Source organism: Streptomyces sp. NPDC055140 (assembly GCF_053607285.1).
The window spans coordinates 296,491-315,091 of sequence record NZ_JBSGTG010000009.1 but is presented as its reverse complement, the minus strand read 5'-3'; the positions used below and the strand labels follow the sequence as shown (position 1 = coordinate 315,091).

The window sequence follows — 18,601 nt, the reverse complement described above, 5'->3', positions numbered from 1 at the left end:
CCGGTGACGTGTTCGCCTCCGAGGACCGGCTCGGCACCTGGCGCCATCTGCTCGTCGCGGTCCGCTCGCCCCGGCGGATCTTCGTGGCGAAGGCACTGGCCAGCCTCACCGTCATCCTGCTGCTCGTGGCCGGGCTGGCGTGTTCCGGCGCGGCCGGCGGGGTCGTGGCCGTCGGCAACCAGCCGCTGGTCGGGCTCGACGGCCACCTGTTGTCGCCGGGAGACGCAGCCGTACATGTCCTGCTCGCCTGGGTCTGCGTACTCGCCCCGACGCTGGCCTTCGCCGCGATCGGACTGCTCGGGTCCGTCGCGCTCGGGCGCTCCCCGATGGGTCTCCTGCTGCCCATGCTCGTCGCGCTCGCGATGCAGCTCGCCCAGGTGCTGCCGCTGCCCGTCGCGATGCGCCTCGCTCTGCCCAGCTACGCCTTCATCGCCTGGAACGGTCTGTTCACCGGCCCGGCACAGCTCGGTCCGCTCTTCGTCGGCATCGTTGTCAGCCTGTTGTGGGCGGTTACCGCGACGGCGCTGGCCTACGTCCTCTTCCTGAGGCGGGACTTCACCGACCTGACACACGACGGCTCAGGGCGCCGCGCCATCACCGTCGGAACCCTGCCGCTCGTAGGGCTCCTCGTTCTGACGGCGGTCGTCGTCGCCCCGGCGACCTCGGCCACGGGCTCCGGGATCGAACAGGACAAGGTGCAGCGCTCGGTCGCCACGGCGTTCGCTCATCTCTACCGCCTGCAGACCGAGCAGCTCAACCGACCCGACGTCACCGAAGCGCAGCTCAAGGCAAGCGCTGTGTGCACCAAGGGCAGCGTCAGGGTCGCGGCCGAAGGGCCGGGCAACGACTGGCGCTGCGTCGTCTCCTGGCATCTCCCCGACGTCGAGGCCACCGGGTCGGCCATCTATCAACTCGACGTCACCGCTGACGGGCGGTTCATGGCCGACGGCGATGGACCGAAGGAAGTGAACGGCTACTTCCTGGTGCGCACCCCGACCGGGGACGGACCGAACCCGCTCTGGCAGTTCGACGGCAACGTCGAGCTGCTCTCTACCTCGAAGGGATAAGTCCATGCAGGTCACACGCCGTCGCAGGCGTGCCGCGGAGGGCCGTTCCGGCCTTCTCGGCAGACGCATCGGCCGCCGGCTACCCCTGGCCACGGCAGGCATCACGGCTCTCGCCCTCGCCGCCGCCGGAACCGCTTTCGCCCAGACGCACCAGTTCGGCACCGACCAGGTCGGCCAGACGACGCGTCAGGGCCAGGTCATCTCCAGTGACCAGTACATCGCCCCGTACGGCGAGCGTCTCGTCGTCGACAACGGCAAGATCATGTCGTCGTCCGTCAGCCCGGACGGCACCCACCTCGCGGCCTCCATCACCGACGGCGGTATGGCGCTGTCCATCGTGGACCTCAAGAGCTGGAAGGTGCAGCAGCTCGTCGGCAATTCCGCGTCGGCCGACCTGCGTATCAGCGGCAACGACGTGGGCCAGGAAGGCCCCACGTACTCGCCCGACGGTTCGCAGCTGTGGCTGGGCCAGATCGACGGTTACACCAGGTTCACCGTGAACGCGGACGGCAGCGTCGCCAACCCGACGTCCGTCAAGATCCCGGCGGACGGCCCCAAGCACGCGCTGGTGGGCGAGCCCGTGTTCTCGCCCGACGGTTCCACCGTGTACTCGGCGGTCAACGGCCAGAACCGCGTCGTCGCCATCGACGCGGCGACCGGCACCATCCGGCACAGCTGGTCCGTGGGCAATGCCCCGCGTGACCTGGCCGAGGTCGGCAGCAAGCTCTACGTCAGCAACGAGGGCGGGCGTCCGGCGAAGCCCGGCGACACCACGATCAACTCCTACAACACCCAGGTGCCCGCCGACCCGGTGACCGCCTCCACCACCACCGGCACGGTCAGCGTCATCGACCTGGCGAACCCGGATGCCGCCGTATCGAGCATCAACGTCGGTCTCCACCCGACCGCGCTGTACGCCAAGAAGAACGCGCTGTTCGTCACCAACACCGCCACCAACGACGTGTCGGTCATCGACACGACCAAGAACAAGGTCGTGCAGACCGTCGCCACACAGCCGTGGCCGGAGTCGTCGGTCGGTTACGAGCCCGACGCGGTGACGCTCACCGACGACGGTCATCTGCTGGTGACGCTCGGCCGCGCCAACGCGGTCGCCGTCTACCGGTACACGACCCCGCAGGAGCCGGTCAGTTACGTCGGCCTGCTCCCGACGGACTACTTCCCCGCCGAGATCGCCACCGTCGGCAAGCAGGTGGTCGTCTCCAACACCCGTGGAATCGACGCCCGCCGTCCCACCACCGGCGCCGGGCACGCCACCCACGACACGACATCGAGCGTGCAGCGGTTCACCCTGCCGAACGACCGCGTCATCAAATCCGAGACGGCCAAGGTGTTCCAGCAGAACGGCTGGACCCGCGGCTCGGTCACACTGGCCCACGGCAAGGGCAGGAAGACGCCGAAGCCGGTGCCGGTCCCGGAGCGGCTCGGTGACCCCTCGACGATCAAGCACGTGTTCCTGATCGTCAAGGAGAACCGGACCTACGACCAGGTCCTCGGCGACGTCCCGGAGGGCAACGGCGACCCGTCGCTGGCACAGTTCGGCGAGAACGTGACACCGAACCAGCACGCCCTGGCCAAGCAGTTCGGCCTCTACGACAACACGTACGACATCGGCACGAACTCCGCCGAGGGCCACAACTGGCTGATGCAGGCCGACGACCCGGAGTACACCGAGTCCTCGGCCGGTGAGTACGCGCGCAGTTACGACACCGAGGACGACGCGCTCGGTCACCAGCGCACCGGCTTCATCTGGACCGGCGCCCAGGCGGCCGGGAAGTCCGTACGGGACTTCGGCGAGTTCCAGCAGTTCCTGACGAAGCCGGCGGACGCGAGCTGGCAGAACCTGTACTGCGATTCCAAGAACATGGGGGCGACCGGTCAGGACACCGCCTACCCCCTGGTGTCGTCCTCGCCCATCCCGTCGCTCAACTCCGTGTCGGTGCACGGGTTCCCGAAGTTCGACACGAGCGTCCCGGACATCTACCGGTCCGAGATCTGGAAGCGTGACTTCGAGAGGAACGGGCCGGCCAACCTGAACATGTTCTGGCTGTCCAGCGACCACACCGGCGGTCCGGCGAACGCCGCCGCCCAGGTCGCGGACAACGACCTCGCGGTCGGCAGGATGGTCGACGAGATCTCGCACAGCAAGTACTGGAAGGACTCGGCGATCTTCGTTGTCGAGGACGATTCCCAGGCCGGCCTCGACCACGTCGACGGTCACCGCGCCCCGATCCAGATCATCAGCCCCTGGGCCAGGCACGGTGTGGTCGACAGCCACTACTACTCGCAGATCACGATGATCCGCACCATCGAGCAGATCCTCGGGGTCCACCCGATGAACCAGAAGGACAGCGCGGCCAGCCCGATGCGTGGGGCGTTCAGCCGGAAGGCGGACGTCACGCCGTTCAAGGCGCTGCCCAACCGGACCTCGCTCACCGGGGGTCTGAAGACCCCGCCCTCCTGCGGCCTGGACACCCCGGCGCCGCAGAACCCCGATGCCGCGGCGGCGCCGTCGGCGAAGGTGCCGGCGGACATGCAGAAGCTCGCGGCGCAGTGGGACGCCTGGAAGTCGCAGCAGCGGCTGACCGGGCGCGACGCCAAGCCCGACTTCGCGAACCCCGCGCAGATGAACCACTTCACGTGGTACCAGACGCACGAGTGGTCGAAGCCGTACCCCGGCGAGAGCAAGATCTTCGCCCCGAAGGACGTGCCGGGCGCCTACATCCCGTCACCGGAATCCGACGGGTGACGTAGTCGGAGCGCGGATCCACGGGCGCAGAACCCAGGTCGCAGATCCCAGAAGGGGCCCCTCCGCGGCATCGATGGGCGAATTCCAGGGGTCGTTGCAACACGGGTTGATCAACTGGCTGTGGCCAGGAGCTTAGCGAGGCGCTCGGCTGGGGTTTCCCAGCCGAGCGTTTTGCGTGGGCGGCGGTTGAGCTGGTCGGCGACCGCGAGGAGGTGTTCGGGAGTGTGGTCGGACAGGTCTGTGCCTTTCGGGAAGTATTGCCGCAGCAGGCCGTTCGTGTTCTCGTTCGAGCCGCGCTGCCAGGGACTGGCCGGGTCGCAGAAGTAGACCGGGATGTCGGTGGCGAGGGTGAATTCGTGGTGACGGCCCATCTCGCTGCCCTGGTCCCAAGTGAGGGAGCGGGCCAGGCGGGAGGGCAGCGTGGTGACCGTGCTCGTCAGGGCGTCTCGGACGGCTTCGGCACCGTGGTCGGCGGGCAGGTGCAGGAGCATGACGTAGCGGGTGGAGCGCTCCACCAGGGTGCCGATCGCCGAACCGCTGTTCTTCCCGATGATCAAGTCGCCCTCCCAGTGGCCGGGCACCGCCCGGTCTTCCACCTCGGCGGGGCGGTCGCTGATCATGACCATGGGATGGCTGTAGCGAGGCTGCCGTTGCTGGGCTTGCCGGCGGGGCTTTCGGCGAGCACGACCGCTGCGGAGAGCTCCAGCCAGTTCACGGCGGAGTTCTCCGCGACCTTGCAGGTAGAGGGTCTGATAGACCGTCTCGTGGACCACGTGCATCTCCGGCCGGTCGGGAAAGCGTGTCCGCAGAGCCTGACAGATTTGTTCGGGGCTCCACTTCTCATTCAGCATCTCCTGGATGGCCGTTCGTAGTTCCCCGCTCCTGCTGATCTTGCGGCCTTTGGGGCGGGGCCTTCGTGCGTCGGCGCGGGCCTGGGCAGCATGAGGCCGGTAATACCAGGTGCCGTAGTCATGCAATACGGTGCGGTTGCGGCGGATCTCCCGGCTGATCGTGGACGGACTGCGGCCCAGCTCAGCGGCGATCTGACGAATCGTGGCCTTCTCCCGCAGCCGATCAGCTATATGGATGCGTTCGTCCTCGCGCAGATACCGCGACGGGCCGCAGACGACCGCTCCCCGTGGTGCGGGAGGCAGTGGCCTGCGGCCCTTGCCCGGCGCGTGGTTACCGTTGCGCCACTTCTTGCCGGTCCGGATGTCGACACCGACGATCCGGCAGGCTTCCCTGTTGCCGTAGCCCTGTGCCATGAGCTGGAAGTATGCGGCCCGCTCACGCGTCAGCTTCTTCCGGCCCTGCGGCTTCGTACGATCCGGACGGACCTCGAACTCCATCGAACACCCCTGAGAGCTGGGGTGTTGCAACCACCGCTAGAACTCAAGATGCCGGGCAGGGGCCCCTTCCGCTTCATCGGGGCCCGTTTCAGCCCGAGCACCGCTGACGGAGCATCAATCCCACGTAGACCAGGGCACCCAGGGACATTCCGACGACTGCGGACAGGTCGGCGCCGCCCAGGGCGGCTGCGACCGGGCCGGTGTAGATGCTCGTGTTGGCGCACAAGAGCGCCGCCCCGACGCCGATGGCCATCGCGGCGGCTCCGGCGGGATTCACGCCGTGCCAGTACCAGAAGCGGCTGTTGGGGGTCTGGTCCTGCAACGCGACTCCGTCGTAGCGGTTGCGGCGCATGAGGATGTCCACGGCGTAGATCGCGAACCCAGGACCGAGGAACGCGACGGAGAGTTCCAGACCGCTGTTCATGGTGTCGAGGAAGTCGGACACGAACAGGGAGTAGAAGGTGAGGCCGAGCGCGATGGAGGCGTCGAAGATCACGGTGAAGGCGCGGCTCCAGGGGATCCCGCCGGATTGAAGGGCCAGGCCGCCGCTGTATGCGGTGAGTACGTTGTTCGTGATCGAGCCGAAGATGACGACCAGCAGGAAGACCGGATAGAACCAGCCGGGCACGACCGTCTTCAGTGACGTCTGCGCGTCGGTCATGTCCACCGCCGTCCCGGCCAGGACACCGAGTCCGCTCAGCAGGACGGCCGGCACGAATCCGCCGACGGCCGTCCACCAGCACACCGCCTTGCGTGAGGTGCCGGCGGGCAGATAGCGGGCGTAGTCCGCGCTGCTGCTCCATGACAGGGGGCCACCCACCATGATCGTGAATCCCGAGGCGAGGATCACCCACAGCTCATGGCCGTGGACCGCGGTGGCGGCAGGTGTCCGGTAGCCCCAGTCCGTGTGGCGCAGCACGTAGTACGCCAGGACCAGGACGCAGGCGGTCAGCGCCCAGGTGAACCAGATGCTGCACCGGATGATGGTGGCGTGCCCGTACACACTGATGGAGAACGTCACGACGGCGGTGACCAGCACGATCGCCACCTTGACCGGCGTATTCGCGTGGATACCCAACTGCTCGACCAGTGCGAATCCGGCGAGGGATCCAAGGGCCAGGCTGATCGCCTCGTAGGCCACCGCGACGGTCCACCCGAGCGTCACGTTGAGGAATCTGTTGCCGCGGACGCCGAACATCGCCCGCGTCACCACCCAGCTCGGCGTTCCGGAGCTGGGGCCGCTGATCGCGAGGTACCCCACGCCCGCCCAGAGGAGGTTGCCGGCCACGATCACCGCGAAGGACTGCCAGATGTCGAGACCGAGCAGCACCATCGCGCCGCCCAGCACGATGTACAGGTAGCTCATGTTGGAGGCCGCCCACACCGTGAACAGGGAACGTGGCCGACCGTGGCGATCGGAGTCCGGGATGTGGTCGACGCCGTGGGTCTCCACGTGACCGGCGCGGTCGGTGACCGGCTCGCCCCGCTCCGGCCCCTCACTGGTGCCGCCGGTTGCCCTCAACGCCATCCTGACCTCCGGAAACCCGTTATTGGGATGCGCACCAGTTGCTTGTTGGGGTGGGAGTCAATAGCATCCCAGATCATGACGTCAACCTCACGGACCGGACGACGCCGCTTGCCCGCCGGCGAGCGGCGCGCGGAGATATTGCGGGCCGCGAGCGCGATCGCCGTGACCGAGGGCCTGGACAAGCTGACGGCGAAACGGGTCGCCCAGGCCGTGGGCGTCGTACCGGGCCTGGTGGACTATCACTTCAAGTCCGCCGACGAACTCATCGCCGCGGCCTTCAGCCACGCCGCGACCGCCGACAACGACACGGTCTTCGAGCACGCGCTGCGAACGGACCATCCGGTGGACCAGGTGCGGCAGTTGATGCAGGCGTGGCTGCACCAGGACCGGGACCCCGTCAGCCTGTTGTGGCTCGACGCCTGGCAGGCGAGCCGGCGCCGCCCAGCACTGCTCACCGCGGTCACGCGGCAGATGAAAGCCGCCCAGGACCGGCTGGAGGCACACATCGAGGCCGGGGTCTCACAAGGCTGCTTCCACGTCGACAACGCCGGTTACGCCGCGATGCACATCCTCGTCCTCATCGACGGCCTCAGCCCGCAGGCCGCCATGCGCACAAAGATCGACTACGCCGAGGTCCGCGAGCTGATCACCGCGACCGCGGAGCGCATCCTCGGGCTCGACGAAGGCGCCCTCGCCACGGCGCAGGACCACGACAGGACCGACTCGTAGCCAGGCGATCGGACGACGCCGCGCCCGGACCCGCGGTCACGCCAACGGGCCCCAGGTCAAGGACACATGATGGCAACCCAGCCGGCACTCCCCGTGGTCCAGGAGTGGTTCAGGGTCACCGCAGATCGACAGCACGCTCACGTTGATCGACGAACCCCACGTCCATCCCTTCTCTTGCGTGGGTATCCCCGGCTTCAGCCGGGGCGGGAAACGCATCTGCGGGCTGCTCTGACGGATCATGCCTGCATGGATGTTCCGTCTACGGAGGGGGCTCGTAGGAGCCGGGGTTCCGCCGGGAGACCTAGGACGTGCGCCGGATGGGCGAGTGATCGCTTGCTCGTTAGGCTCGGCGTACGACCTGTCAGTTGGAAAGAAGTCCTCACCGATCAGGAGTTGACACGATGCCGGCCAACGCCGCGGCTCATGTGCGCATCGCCCGTCCGTCGCGTGACCTCGAAGCGGCGGAACGCTTCTGGATCTCGGGACTCGGCCTCGACGTCCTCTACCGGCATGCGTCGGACGGCACAACTGACGACCACTCACTTCTCATGGCCGGCTGGCCGGATGCGGCCTGGCACCTGGAACTCGTCAACGATCCCGCCGCGCCCGTGGAGCCGCGGCCGACCGCCGAGGATCTACTGGTGATCTACCTCGGCGAACCGGTACCGGACTCCCTCGTGGAACGCCTCGAACAGCACGGCGGCAAGCGGGTTCCGGCGCACAACCCTTACTGGGACACGTGGGGTGTGACGATCCAGGACCCGGACGGCTACCTGCTGGTGCTGTCCACCCGCAATTGGTCCAACTCCTAGCGCTCGCGTCCGGTCAGGCGAGGACGGACAGGAGCAGGGCCATCCCGAGACCCATCACACTGACCAGCGTCTGCACGACGGTCTGTGTCTTGGTGGCCTGGGTGAGGTCCATGCCGAAGGACTCCTTGACCAGCCAGAACCCAGCGTGGTTGACATAGTTGAGGCCCAGGGAGCCGGCTCCGATGGCGACCACCAGGAGCGAGGCCTCGAGCCCGCCACCCGTGCCGATCAGCGGAGCGACGATGCCGGTGGCCGAGACGATGCCGACGGTGGCCGAACCGGTGGTCAGGGACAGGAGCAGGGCGATCAGCCAGCCCAGCACGATCACGTTGAGGTGGGCTCCCTCGGCCGCGGAGGCGATGGCGTCACCGATACCGGAGTCCTGAAGCACCTGCTTGAACGCGCCGCCGCCACCGATGATGAGCAGGATCGCGGCGATGGACTTGAGGCTGTCCGTCAGGGAGGAGCGGGTCGCCTCGCTGGAGCGGTCACCGCGTATGAGAGTCACACCGAGCGCGAACAGGAAACCGGCGAGCATCGCCACCAGCGGTTCACCGACGAACGTGAGCGCCGCACGCACTGTGCTGGACTCGTCGAGCACGGTTTCGGCGAGGGTGCGCAGCAGCATCAGGGCGACGGGTATGAGAACCGAGGTGACGGCCAGTCCCGTGGACACACCGGCGCGCTGCAGAGTGTCGGTGTCCGTCCCCTCGGCCGGGCCGGTGGAAGAAGTGTCGGTGGTGGTGCCGGCCGCGTTGTTCCGGTCGGCTCCGGTGAACTGGGCCACGAGCACGGGGTCGGGCCGTACGTCGGCAAGGCGGGGCGCGATCCAGCGGGCGTACACAGGGCCGGCCAGGATGACGGTCGGGATCGAGCAGATGATGCCGACGCCGAGGGTCAGGCCGAGGTCGGCGTGGAGTCCTGTCATGGCGGTGAGCGGTCCGGGGTGGGGCGGCACCATGCCGTGCAGGGTGGACAGCGCGGCGATGGCGGGCACGCCGAGCAGCACATACGGAGAACCCTTCGTTGCGCCTTCGTCCTCCAGGCGGCGGGCGACGCTGAAGATCAGCGGCAGCAGCACGATGAGGCCGACCTCGAAGAACATCGGAATGCCGATCACGAACGCCGCGGCCGCGACGAGCCAGGGGAGCCTGCGGTTGCTGGAGCGGTCGACGATGGCGTGGGCGATGGCGTCGGTGGCACCGGAGTCGGACAGCAGGCGGCCGAGCATGGCTCCGAGTGCGAGTGTGAGGCCGATGTCACCGAGCGTGCCGCCCGCTCCCTCCTCGATGGACCCGGTCAGTTTCGCCACGGGTTCGCCGGCGGCGAGCCCGGTGCCGATGGTCACCACGATGAGGGCGATGAACGGGTGGATACGGAGTCGGGAGTTGATCAAGTAGATCAGCAGCCCGATCGCCACGGTGAGGACGAGCAACAGGTACCAGGTGTGTGAGGTCATACGGGAGGGGGTGCCTTTCGGGATCTGGCCGCGGTCCGGCCGGGGGAAGCGGGCATGGCTCGGCGAGCCCGCGCGTACGGGGGCTGGACCGTCCCGGTCATGGGTGGGTGGGATTGGGTCGGGCGGCTGCCCGTGGTGAAGGCCTTCGGTATCGAAGCGAGCCGTCGGTGGACGACCGCCTGGTCACTCCCGTCCGAGGGAGGCGGCGAGATCGGCGACGAGCTTGTCCTGCCGGGCGAGGTAGGCCGCGAACGTGTCGCCGGTGGCGAACGCGTCCGTCCAGCCGTGCCGGTCGAGCTCGGCCTGCCACCGCCCTGAGCGATGCAACTCGGTCAACGCATCGACCCAGCGCTGCCTGTCGGTGTCGCTGATGCCGGGCGGGGCGACGATGCCCCGCCAGTTGCTGAAGACCAGGTCGATGCCCGACGACTTGAGCGTCGGGACCCCGGCCAGGGGCTCGACCGGATGCTCGCCGGTGACGGCGAGGACACGCAGCTGGCCGCTGTCGACCTGGTCGAGGAACTCGCCCAGGCCGCTGGTGGCGAAGTCGACCTCGCCGTCGAGCAGTGCCGGCAGCAAGTCGCCACCACCACCGCCGTAGCCGACGTAGTCGACCTTCGTGGGGTCGATGCCGACTGTCTTCGCCAGCTCCATGGGCAGCAGGTAGTCCGGTCCACCGGGGGATGATCCGCCACCGACAGCGAGGCGTTCAGGAGCCCTTCGCCACGCGGTGATGAGGTCGCCGACCGTTCTGTACGGCGAGTCCTTACGGACGACGACCGCGCCCGCCTCCTCGATGAGACGGGCGATCGGTGTGGTCCGGGCGACCGTCACCTTCGCCTTCGCCTCGTGCGACGCGCCCACGACGCCCAGGCCCATCTGGAGCGCGAGCTGTCCGTTGCCCCGCTCGTCGACGATGCGCTGCAGGCCGACCGTGCCGCCCGCGCCGGGAAGGTTGAACACCTGCACGTCCGGCGCGATGTGCGTCTCGTCCATGACCCGGGCCGCGGTCCGGGCCGTGGTGTCGTAGCCGCCACCGGGTGTGTTGGGCACCATGATCCGCAGATCACGGTCCGACTGCGCCTGACCGCCCGGAAACACCCCACATGCGCTCACGGTGAGGAGTGTCAGTACGGCGACGGTGCCGAGAAGGGCACGTGCGGGACCTCTCATGGCACCTCGCTTTCGATTTCAACTGCCGGACGTCATGATTGTCCGACATGGCACGCGAGCCGCCCACGTTGTGTCAGTAGCAAAGATTGAGTTAATTGTGGTCACAACGTTCCGCCGCCATACCCTCGCGGGCCAGATGCTGGTTCTCCAGCTCGCCATCGTCGTGGTGGTGTTGCTGGCGGTCGCGGGTGTCTCGCTCGCCCAGTCCGAGGCCACCTTCCAGCGGGTCGAAGGCCGCAAGGTCGACGCGCTGGCCGAGCAGCTGGGCGCCAACCCTCTGGTCCGCAGCCAGCTCGTGAGACCTGTCCCCGAGGAGGCCCTGGCCCCGCTGGTGCACTCCACACTGGCGCAGTCCGGCGTCACATCGGTGACCGTGGCCGACGCACAGGGCCGCATCGTCTCGTCCACCAACCCCACGGTGGTGGGTGAACGGCTGAGTCTGGGAGCGGGGGTTGCCAGAGGCCGCAGCTGGTCCGGCGACCTGACGCTGGACGGAAGCCGGGAGCTGGTGGCCCAGGTGCCGGTTCTGAGCGCTGCGAGGCAAACGCTCGGGCGACAGCTCGGCACCGTGATGATCGGAGAGGCCTCCCCCACCGTGTGGCAGCGGCTCAGCGGCGCCTCGTCGTACCTGCTCGCCTACCTGGGCATCGCGAGCGGGCTCGGCGTGATGGGTTCCTGGCTCCTGGCCCGACGGGTCAAACGCCAGACGTACGGCCTGGAGCCGCGCGAGATCGCCGGCCTCGCCGAGCACCGCGAGGCGATGCTGTACGGGATCGCGGAGGGCGTCGTCGCACTGGACCCGCAACTCCGTCTCACGCTGGTCAACGACGTGGGCCGGCGCCTCCTCGATCTGCCCGAGGACTGCGTCGGACAGAGCATTGACGATCTGGGTTTCGAGGGGCGGCTGCGGGACGTGTTCGTAGGGGCCCGGCACGGCGCGGTCGACCGGCACGACCAGGTGGTGATCCGCCGAGGGCGCCTGCTGGTGATGAACCGGATGACCGTCATGAAGGACGGCCGCCTGCTCGGTTCGGTCACGACGCTGCGTGATCGCACCGAACTGGCCGAGCTGGAACGGGAGATCGGCTCCTTCCGCAGCTCCTCCGAGCTGCTGCGCGCGCAGGCCCACGAGTTCGCGAACCAGCTCCACACCATCTCCGGTCTGATCCAGATCGGGGAGCAGGACGAAGTGGTCCGCTACATCCGCGCCCTCAACCAGCGCCGCCAGTCGCTCGATGTGACACTCGCCCGACGCGTGCGCGACACCGCGATCGCCGCGTTGCTGATGGCGAAGTCCTCCCTCGCTGCCGAACGCAAGGTCAGCCTGCGGATCTCCGCCGGGACCGCACTCGGCCGGCTCGCGCCGGAGGACGCGGCCGATCTGGCCACCGTGATCGGCAACCTCGTCGACAACGCGGTCGACGCCGCTGCTTCCGATGACGACACCGGCGACGCGTGGGTCGAGGTGGAGCTGCGGCAGGACGCGTCCAGCGTGGAGGTCGTGGTCCGGGACTCCGGCCCCGGTCTGCCGCCCGAAGTCGCTCGGGAGGTCTTCGCGCACGGCTTCACCACCAAGGCCGCCCAGGAGGGCGAGCGCGGGATCGGCCTGGCCCTCACCAAGCTCGTCTGCGAGCGCCACAGCGGCGAGATATCGGTGGCCAACACCGCCGACGGCGCCATGTTCACCGCCCACATGCCCCTCGGTCACCCGGCCGATGTGGCGCCCGAAGGAGTCCCCGGATGACCGCCCCGCACGACACGGCCGCAGGAGACGACTCGATCGACGTGCTCGTCGTGGACGACGACTTCATGGTGGCCCGGGTGCACCGCACCTTCGTCGAGCGCGTCGAGCCGTTCCGCGTCATCGGCACGGCTCACACCGGGCAACAGGCGATCGACGCCGTCGAGGAACTGCGCCCCGACCTCATCCTGCTCGACCTGTACCTGCCGGACGTCTTCGGCCTCGACCTCATCCCCCGGCTGCGCTCCGCAGGCCACGACTGCGACATCATGGTCATCAGCGCCGCCCAGGAAGCGGAGACGGTGCGCCGCGCGGTCCGCCGCGGCGTGGTCGACTACCTACTCAAGCCGTTCGACTTCGAGGACCTGCTGCCCCGGCTCGAGCGGTACGCCGCCCGACGCCGCCGGCTGCTCTCCGCGGTCGTACGGGGCCAGGCAGACGTGGACCGCGTGCTGGGCGGAACGGCTCTGGCCGCTCCGGGCGGTGGCCTGCCCAAGGGCATGAGCGTCGAGACCGCCGTGATGGTCGAACGCGCCCTGCGCGAGGCCGACAGCACTCTGTCCGCCACCGAATGCGCCGCCCTGACCGGCATCTCCCGCGTCAGCGCCCGCCGTTACCTCGAGTACTTCCACGGCACCGGCAGCGCCGGCGTGTCACTGCGCTACGGCGTCGCCGGCCGACCGGAGCGCCGCTACGACTGGCACGGGTGACGTCGGGGCGGTAGCCGTGCTGCCGGCGGCAGCCAAGAGGGGGCGTCCCGCAGACCGTGCTGCGGAACGCCCCCTGGTGAGGCGGGTCATCGCTGCCCGCGGGCTGGGAGACCCGCGGGCAGGTTCAGGTCAGCGGTGGTCGCCGCCGTGCCCGCGTCCGTCGCCGTGGTGGCCGCGGTCATCGCGGTCGTCGCGGTGGCCGCGGTCGTCGCGGTGGCCGCGGTCGTCGCGGTAGCCGCCCCAGGAAAGGGTGTCGACCTTCCAGTCGCGGTCGTCGCGCAGGGTGGCGGTGTCGGAGCGGTTGTCCCACACGTACCTGCGACGGTCCTGGTACACGTCACGGCTGCTGTCCCGTCCGACACCGGTGTGGACGCGGACCGTCGAGCGGCCCTCCAGACGGTAGTGATGGAAGGTGTAGGTGCGGCCGTCCCTGGCCGACAGCGTCCACCCGTCGAGGTTCACCGAGTGGCGGGACGTGTTGGTGACATCGACCCACTCCTTGTTGAGTGAGCGGTTGCTGCCGTTGTCCCAGCCCGGGGAGTCGTACTGCGCGCCGGAGATCTCGACGCGGTCGCGGTGCGGGCGGCCACCGGCGTCGGCCGATGCCGACGCGGCGAACGTTCCGACCAGAGCGCCGGCCGCGAGAGCGGCGGCAGCCGTACGGCGGGCAGTGACTGACATGAAAGCGGACATGAATGCCCCTTCATTTCGTACTGCAGACCCGTGTACCGGCGCGGTGCGCCGCGGGTCTGCTATCTGCGGGTCCCGGCCCGGTGGCCGAGAACGCACAACTTGCCAACAGATCGTCCTGAATGTGCGCATGACGTGAAGGTGGTTACAAGTCGTCCATATTTCTGTTGCTCTAACATGCATCGTCCATTTATGTACTGAAGGCACCAAGTTGACGCCTCGGCCGTTACCCCGCACGACTCCGGCCCGGCTTCAGCCGCGGCTCGCGGCGTCCCGTCACCCAGAAGCGCGTAACAGCCGTACCGCTCCCCACCCTTTCGGCCCCACTTCCGGGTGCCCGGACATCACCGGAGGTCTGCGAGCGGAAAGAGTCCCGTGACGACCTGCCGACCACCCACCCATTCCAGTAAGGGAACAAGACGTGCACCTGGATCTTTCGGGCCGGACCGCTCTGGTGACGGGCTCCACGCAAGGCATCGGAGCCGCGATCGCGACCGGACTCGCACGCGCCGGCGCGCGGGTCGGAGTCAACGGACGCGACCAGCGCAGGGTGGAGGCGGCCGTCGAGCAGCTCAAAGTCGGCGTGCCGGACGGCGACTTCGTTCCGGTCGCCGCCGACGTCGGTTCCGAGGAGGGCGCTCAACGCGCCCGGGAAACACTGCCTGACGTGGACATCCTCATCAACAACCTCGGCATCTTCGACGCGAAGAACCCCTTGGACATCACGGACGACGAATGGCGCCGCTACTTCGAGGTGAACGTGCTGGCCGCCGTCCGGCTCACGCGGTTGTACCTGCCGCGGATGACCGAACGCGGCTGGGGGCGCGTCCAGTACATCGCGAGCGACTCCGCGGTGGTGATCCCCGCCGAGATGATCCACTACGGCATGTCGAAGACCGCTCTGCTCGCGGTCGGCCGTGGCTTCGCCAAGCATGCCGCGGGGACCGGCGTCACCGTGAACTGCGTCATCGCGGGCCCTACTCACACCGGCGGCGTCGAAGACTTCGTGTACCAACTCGTCGACCGTGACCTGCCGTGGGACGAGGCGCAGAGAGTCTTCATGCGCGAGTACCGCCCGCAGTCGCTGTTGCAGCGCCTGATCGAACCCGAGGAGATCGCCAACATGGTGGTGTACCTGAGCTCCGACCTGGCGTCCGCGACCACGGGCGGCGCGCTGCGGGCCGACGGCGGATACATCGACGCCATCCTCCCGTGAGACGGCGCCCTACGATCGTGGGCGCCGGGCCGGAAGACTCATGGGTTGCCTCTGCGCAACATCACCAAGTAGCCGTCCCCCGAAGGAAGTACGACGGAAGGACCCGCAGCAACTCCCGCCATTTGTCAGGCTGTTCGCGTCTTCGTCAGACGCACTTCCTCGACCCCCAGCAGGCCTAGCAGCGGAACCCTGCCGGTCCGCTGGTCGGGATCAACGACGAGCCCTGAGCTGCGGATCCGGTCCAGCAGCAGTTCGGCGAGCGGCATCACCATGTGCCGTCCCCAGCAGCGCTCAGAGGCATGCCCGAAGGGCAGATAGCCCGGCGTGGCGTCGGGGTCGAGTTCGTCCCAGCGCTCGGGCCGGAACGCGGGCGCGTCCTCCCACAGGGCCGGGTCGCGGTGCGAGAGCAGCGGCAGCAGCAGGACGTCGTCGTCATCCCTGATCCGGCTGTCGATCGCGGGGTACTCCGGGGAGGCGTTGCGGAGGATGTTCCACGAGGGCGGCAGCAGCCGCAGAGCCTCGTGAATGATGTTGCGGTTCGAGGTGCTGTCGTCGAAGGGGGAGCCGAGCCACAGCGCGTTCGCGACGAGCGTCGAGACCGTGAAACACACCGGGGCGGCCGCTCGCCGGTAGACACCCATCGCGTACCTCCGGTTCTGGTAGCCGACGGCCTCGGCCGCCCGCCGGGCAAGACCGGTGAGGTGGGCGCCGGGACGCGGCCAGCCGGGCAGCGCGGCGCCTGCGGCTATCACGGACCAGGTCAGCTTGGGTGTCAGTTCGAGGTTACGGCTCATCAATATCCGCAGGCGGAGGGGGTCTTGGCCGAGGATGAGGTCCCTCAGGAAGACGTGTCCGGTGAGAGGCCAAGGACCCGACAGGTCGACGTCCGGCGGCAAGGGGCGCTTCAGCGCCTCGCGGACGTCGTCGCCTGTCGTCCGGGTGGCCGAGGAGGCTTCGTTGCGCGAGATCGAGCGGCCGTGCAGCGGCTTGAACGTCGGCCGCTCGGTCTCCGTCGCCCGGCGCGCGGCGAGGATCCGGTCGGCGACGTCGTGTCCGGCCACTCCGACGGTGTCGCTCTCGAGCCGGAAGACGTCCTGGCCCAGGTGGTCGTCGAGGAGGGCTGTCAGTCGCGGGGCGAACACGGTACGGCGCGTGCGCGGCGCGGAGGTGAACGACACGGGTTCTCCGGTGGCGGTGGGGACGGAACCCCCGCTGTACGGCAGCCGGCGCCGGGCGCGATGCTCGCTGCCACCGCACAGCGGGGACGGGCGGAGGCGTGCCGGATCAGTACCAGAGGTACCAGGCGTTCGCCTTCAGGGACTTTCGGGCCGCGGCCTTGTTGCGGATAGCGAAGAGAAGCTTCATCACTGCACCCCCTCTCAGGGCGGACGGAAGACACGCGACGGGTGCCGGGGTGAGCCGGTGAAGATCGCATGCCGGTGGCGCGGTGAACCTTCCCTGCCGTGATCAACGGCCAATCCATCAATTCACCGAAGAGCGTTTCGCATATCCACTTTCAGACTCTGCATTTCCCTGCGCACGCAGTGCTCTACGTGGACCATGTGCGGCCTCGAAGGGTCGCCGGGTCAGCCCCATGCCCTGGTCGCGGCGCTGCGGGTGAGACCTGGAAAGAGGGTGGTGGAACGCGCCGGATCGCGGAAGGCGTCGTTCCCACCGCGGCCAGGTTGGCCGGATGGGCAGTCTTCGCCGCCGAACAGGCAGCGCTCTGACCTGCGTGCGAAAATGGCCGGGAGGCTCTCCATGAGTGAACGACTCAACGCATGGCCGGCGCTGTCCTACGAGGATCTGGCGCCCATGGTCGACTACGTGAACCGGCTGGTGCAGGTCGGAGGCAAGTACACCCTGGACGAGCCCTTCGAGGACGGCTGGGGAAACATCGTTCTCGATGTCACCCCCCGCGGACTCCGGACGCCGACCTTTCGGCTCCAGGGAGTGACCTTCGAGGTGCACTACCGACTGCTCGACAGTGACGTGGTCGTCGAGTCCGACCGGGGCTCGGTGACGGTCCCCGTGTCCAACGGATCCCTCGCCGCCTTCTACGCGTCGTTCTGCGACGCGGTGGCCGGGCTGGGTGTGCACCCACCGCACACGTCGTTGATCTGCGAGATCCCGGGTGCCCCACGAAAGTTCGAGGACGATCAGGTCGAACGCACCTGGGACGGCGACGCGGCCCGGCTGATGTGGACGGCGTTCAACCTCGCGGCCGGCGGGCTCGAAACGTGGCAGGCGTCCTTCCAGGGGCATCGGCCCCGGGTCGGTGTGATGTGGGGCGGTTTCGATCTGTCCGCCACCCGTTACCGGGCGCATCGAGTCACCCCGGTGGCCGACGGTCCGGCGTTCATGCAGAACGCCGCGCGCGAGGAGTACGTATCGGTCGGGTTCACCTTCGGCGACGCCAAGTCGCCGAACGCAGGTATGTACGCCTACATCTACCCCCAGCCGGAAGGTCTCGAAGGCCGGTCCTGGGGCGTCGACGGCGCGGCCTGGAATCCCGATGCGGGTCTGGCCCTGCTGCCGTGGTCCACGCTCAGGGAGACGGCCGACCCTCGCCAGGCCGTCGTGGCGTTCGGCGACGCCGTCTACGAGGCGGCTGTGGAAACGGCGGGCTGGCCGGCCGACCTGATCGGACCCCGCTGCGACGGCTGGCGCATGAGCACGACACCACCAGCGGCGGTCCGGGGCCGAGATCAATGAACCAACGGTCGCCGGACGGCGCCAACCCGCGTCCTCATTCCTGGTGGAGACGTCACCTACCGGAGACAAGCCCGGCCAAGTGGCGCAGCGAGTTGGTGAGATGCTCCGGGCCGAACGGCGGGAACTGGATGTACTCCCGGATGTACTGCGGCACCGCCGACCAGTCGTAGGTGAGCGTGACCTCGGTCTCGGACGGACCGAGCGGCGCAAGGTCGTAACGCCAGATCCAGCCGCCGAAGTCCAGCTCTCCGTTGTCCTTCCGGTACCCCGTCAGCCAGCCGATGGTGCGCGGCGGGCCGAGCACCTGGACCTTGTTGACCGTCTGGTAGTCACCGTTGGGATGATTGGGGTGGTACATCTCCATCCGGAAAATCTGCCCCACCTCGGTCAGCGGCGCCCGGTCGACGGATTCCTGAACCCAGCCGGTGCCGTCGATCGCAGCATGGGCCGTCGGGTCCGCCAGCACGGCGAACACCCTCTCAGCGGGCGCGGCCACAGTCAGGGTGGCGCTCACGTGGTCCTCGGCCATGGTGTGCGCGCTCCTTGTCGGCTCATCTCGGGCCTCCCGCAGACGCGGAAGTTGGGGGGTTCCCAACATGCAGACGACGCGGCGAGGCGGAACTCATCGGTCGTGCGGGCAGGACC

General features: G+C 68.5%; 16 protein-coding genes. 8 read left to right on the top strand and 8 right to left on the bottom strand.

Translation table 11 applies throughout. The features are described 5' to 3' along the window. On the top strand, positions 1–1,067 hold a 1,067-nt coding region (locus ACWFR4_RS20215; protein WP_453653731.1), incomplete at its 5' end, for an ABC transporter permease. 4 nt (positions 1,068–1,071) lie between these two features. Next, positions 1,072–3,834 (top strand): alkaline phosphatase family protein, encoded by a 2,763-nt coding sequence (locus ACWFR4_RS20210; protein WP_453653729.1) that lies wholly within the window; start codon positions 1,072–1,074, stop codon positions 3,832–3,834. Positions 3,835–3,944: 110 nt separating this feature from the next. Here the strand turns inward: ACWFR4_RS20210 and ACWFR4_RS20205 are convergent, their stop codons facing one another. Both ACWFR4_RS20205 and ACWFR4_RS20200 read right to left on the bottom strand, forming a co-directional pair. Further along, positions 3,945–5,183, bottom strand: coding sequence for an IS30 family transposase (locus ACWFR4_RS20205; RefSeq protein WP_453653727.1), 1,239 nt, complete (start codon positions 5,181–5,183; stop codon positions 3,945–3,947). An 88-nt stretch (positions 5,184–5,271) separates the two neighbouring features. Then, positions 5,272–6,711, bottom strand: a complete 1,440-nt coding sequence (locus ACWFR4_RS20200; protein WP_453653725.1) for a purine-cytosine permease family protein — start codon at positions 6,709–6,711, stop codon at positions 5,272–5,274. 75 nt (positions 6,712–6,786) lie between these two features. Between ACWFR4_RS20200 and ACWFR4_RS20195 the strand changes: the two genes are divergently transcribed. Together ACWFR4_RS20195 and ACWFR4_RS20190 are read left to right on the top strand one after the other, a co-directional pair. Next, complete coding sequence (locus tag ACWFR4_RS20195) at positions 6,787–7,440, top strand: TetR/AcrR family transcriptional regulator (protein WP_453653723.1); 654 nt, start codon at positions 6,787–6,789, stop codon at positions 7,438–7,440. Between the two features lie 401 nt (positions 7,441–7,841). Then, complete coding sequence (locus tag ACWFR4_RS20190) at positions 7,842–8,252, top strand: VOC family protein (protein WP_453469348.1); 411 nt, start codon at positions 7,842–7,844, stop codon at positions 8,250–8,252. Positions 8,253–8,265: 13 nt separating this feature from the next. On the opposite strand, the gene ACWFR4_RS20185 is transcribed toward ACWFR4_RS20190, so the two are convergent. Together ACWFR4_RS20185 and ACWFR4_RS20180 are read right to left on the bottom strand one after the other, a co-directional pair. Then, positions 8,266–9,711 carry a GntP family permease gene (locus ACWFR4_RS20185; RefSeq protein ID WP_453469350.1) on the bottom strand — a complete coding sequence of 482 codons (1,446 nt, stop codon included), beginning with the start codon at positions 9,709–9,711 and terminating at the stop codon, positions 8,266–8,268. A 183-nt stretch (positions 9,712–9,894) separates the two neighbouring features. Beyond that, the gene (locus tag ACWFR4_RS20180) at positions 9,895–10,884 is read right to left on the bottom strand and encodes a Bug family tripartite tricarboxylate transporter substrate binding protein (protein WP_453653721.1); all 990 of its coding nucleotides are present in this window, start codon (positions 10,882–10,884) and stop codon (positions 9,895–9,897) included. A 97-nt stretch (positions 10,885–10,981) separates the two neighbouring features. Here ACWFR4_RS20180 and ACWFR4_RS20175 point away from each other — a divergent pair, with 97 nt between their 5' ends. Next, on the top strand, positions 10,982–12,628 hold the full coding sequence (locus tag ACWFR4_RS20175) for an ATP-binding protein (RefSeq protein ID WP_453653719.1): 1,647 nt from the start codon (positions 10,982–10,984) through the stop codon (positions 12,626–12,628). After that, positions 12,625–13,335: a response regulator gene (locus ACWFR4_RS20170; protein WP_453653717.1), complete on the top strand. Its 711-nt coding sequence runs from the start codon at positions 12,625–12,627 to the stop codon at positions 13,333–13,335. The genes ACWFR4_RS20175 and ACWFR4_RS20170 overlap by 4 nt, the downstream gene beginning before the upstream one ends. A 129-nt stretch (positions 13,336–13,464) precedes the next feature. On the opposite strand, the gene ACWFR4_RS20165 is transcribed toward ACWFR4_RS20170, so the two are convergent. Further along, positions 13,465–14,016 carry a lamin tail domain-containing protein gene (locus tag ACWFR4_RS20165; RefSeq protein ID WP_453469845.1) on the bottom strand — a complete coding sequence of 184 codons (552 nt, stop codon included), beginning with the start codon at positions 14,014–14,016 and terminating at the stop codon, positions 13,465–13,467. Between the two features lie 430 nt (positions 14,017–14,446). On the opposite strand from ACWFR4_RS20165, the gene ACWFR4_RS20160 reads away from it, so the two are divergent. Continuing rightward, the gene (locus ACWFR4_RS20160) at positions 14,447–15,241 is read left to right on the top strand and encodes an SDR family NAD(P)-dependent oxidoreductase (protein WP_453653715.1); all 795 of its coding nucleotides are present in this window, start codon (positions 14,447–14,449) and stop codon (positions 15,239–15,241) included. Between the two features lie 125 nt (positions 15,242–15,366). On the opposite strand, the gene ACWFR4_RS20155 is transcribed toward ACWFR4_RS20160, so the two are convergent. Then, on the bottom strand, positions 15,367–16,419 hold the full coding sequence (locus ACWFR4_RS20155; RefSeq protein WP_453653713.1) for a cytochrome P450: 1,053 nt from the start codon (positions 16,417–16,419) through the stop codon (positions 15,367–15,369). Positions 16,420–16,525: 106 nt separating this feature from the next. Then, positions 16,526–16,606: a tryptorubin family RiPP precursor gene (locus ACWFR4_RS20150; RefSeq protein WP_353963518.1), complete on the bottom strand. Its 81-nt coding sequence runs from the start codon at positions 16,604–16,606 to the stop codon at positions 16,526–16,528. Between the two features lie 396 nt (positions 16,607–17,002). On the opposite strand from ACWFR4_RS20150, the gene ACWFR4_RS20145 reads away from it, so the two are divergent. Then, positions 17,003–17,956: a DUF5996 family protein gene (locus ACWFR4_RS20145; protein ID WP_453653711.1), complete on the top strand. Its 954-nt coding sequence runs from the start codon at positions 17,003–17,005 to the stop codon at positions 17,954–17,956. Positions 17,957–18,008: 52 nt separating this feature from the next. On the opposite strand, the gene ACWFR4_RS20140 is transcribed toward ACWFR4_RS20145, so the two are convergent. After that, on the bottom strand, positions 18,009–18,485 hold the full coding sequence (locus ACWFR4_RS20140; protein ID WP_453653709.1) for a polyketide cyclase: 477 nt from the start codon (positions 18,483–18,485) through the stop codon (positions 18,009–18,011). Positions 18,486–18,601 lie beyond the last annotated feature (116 nt).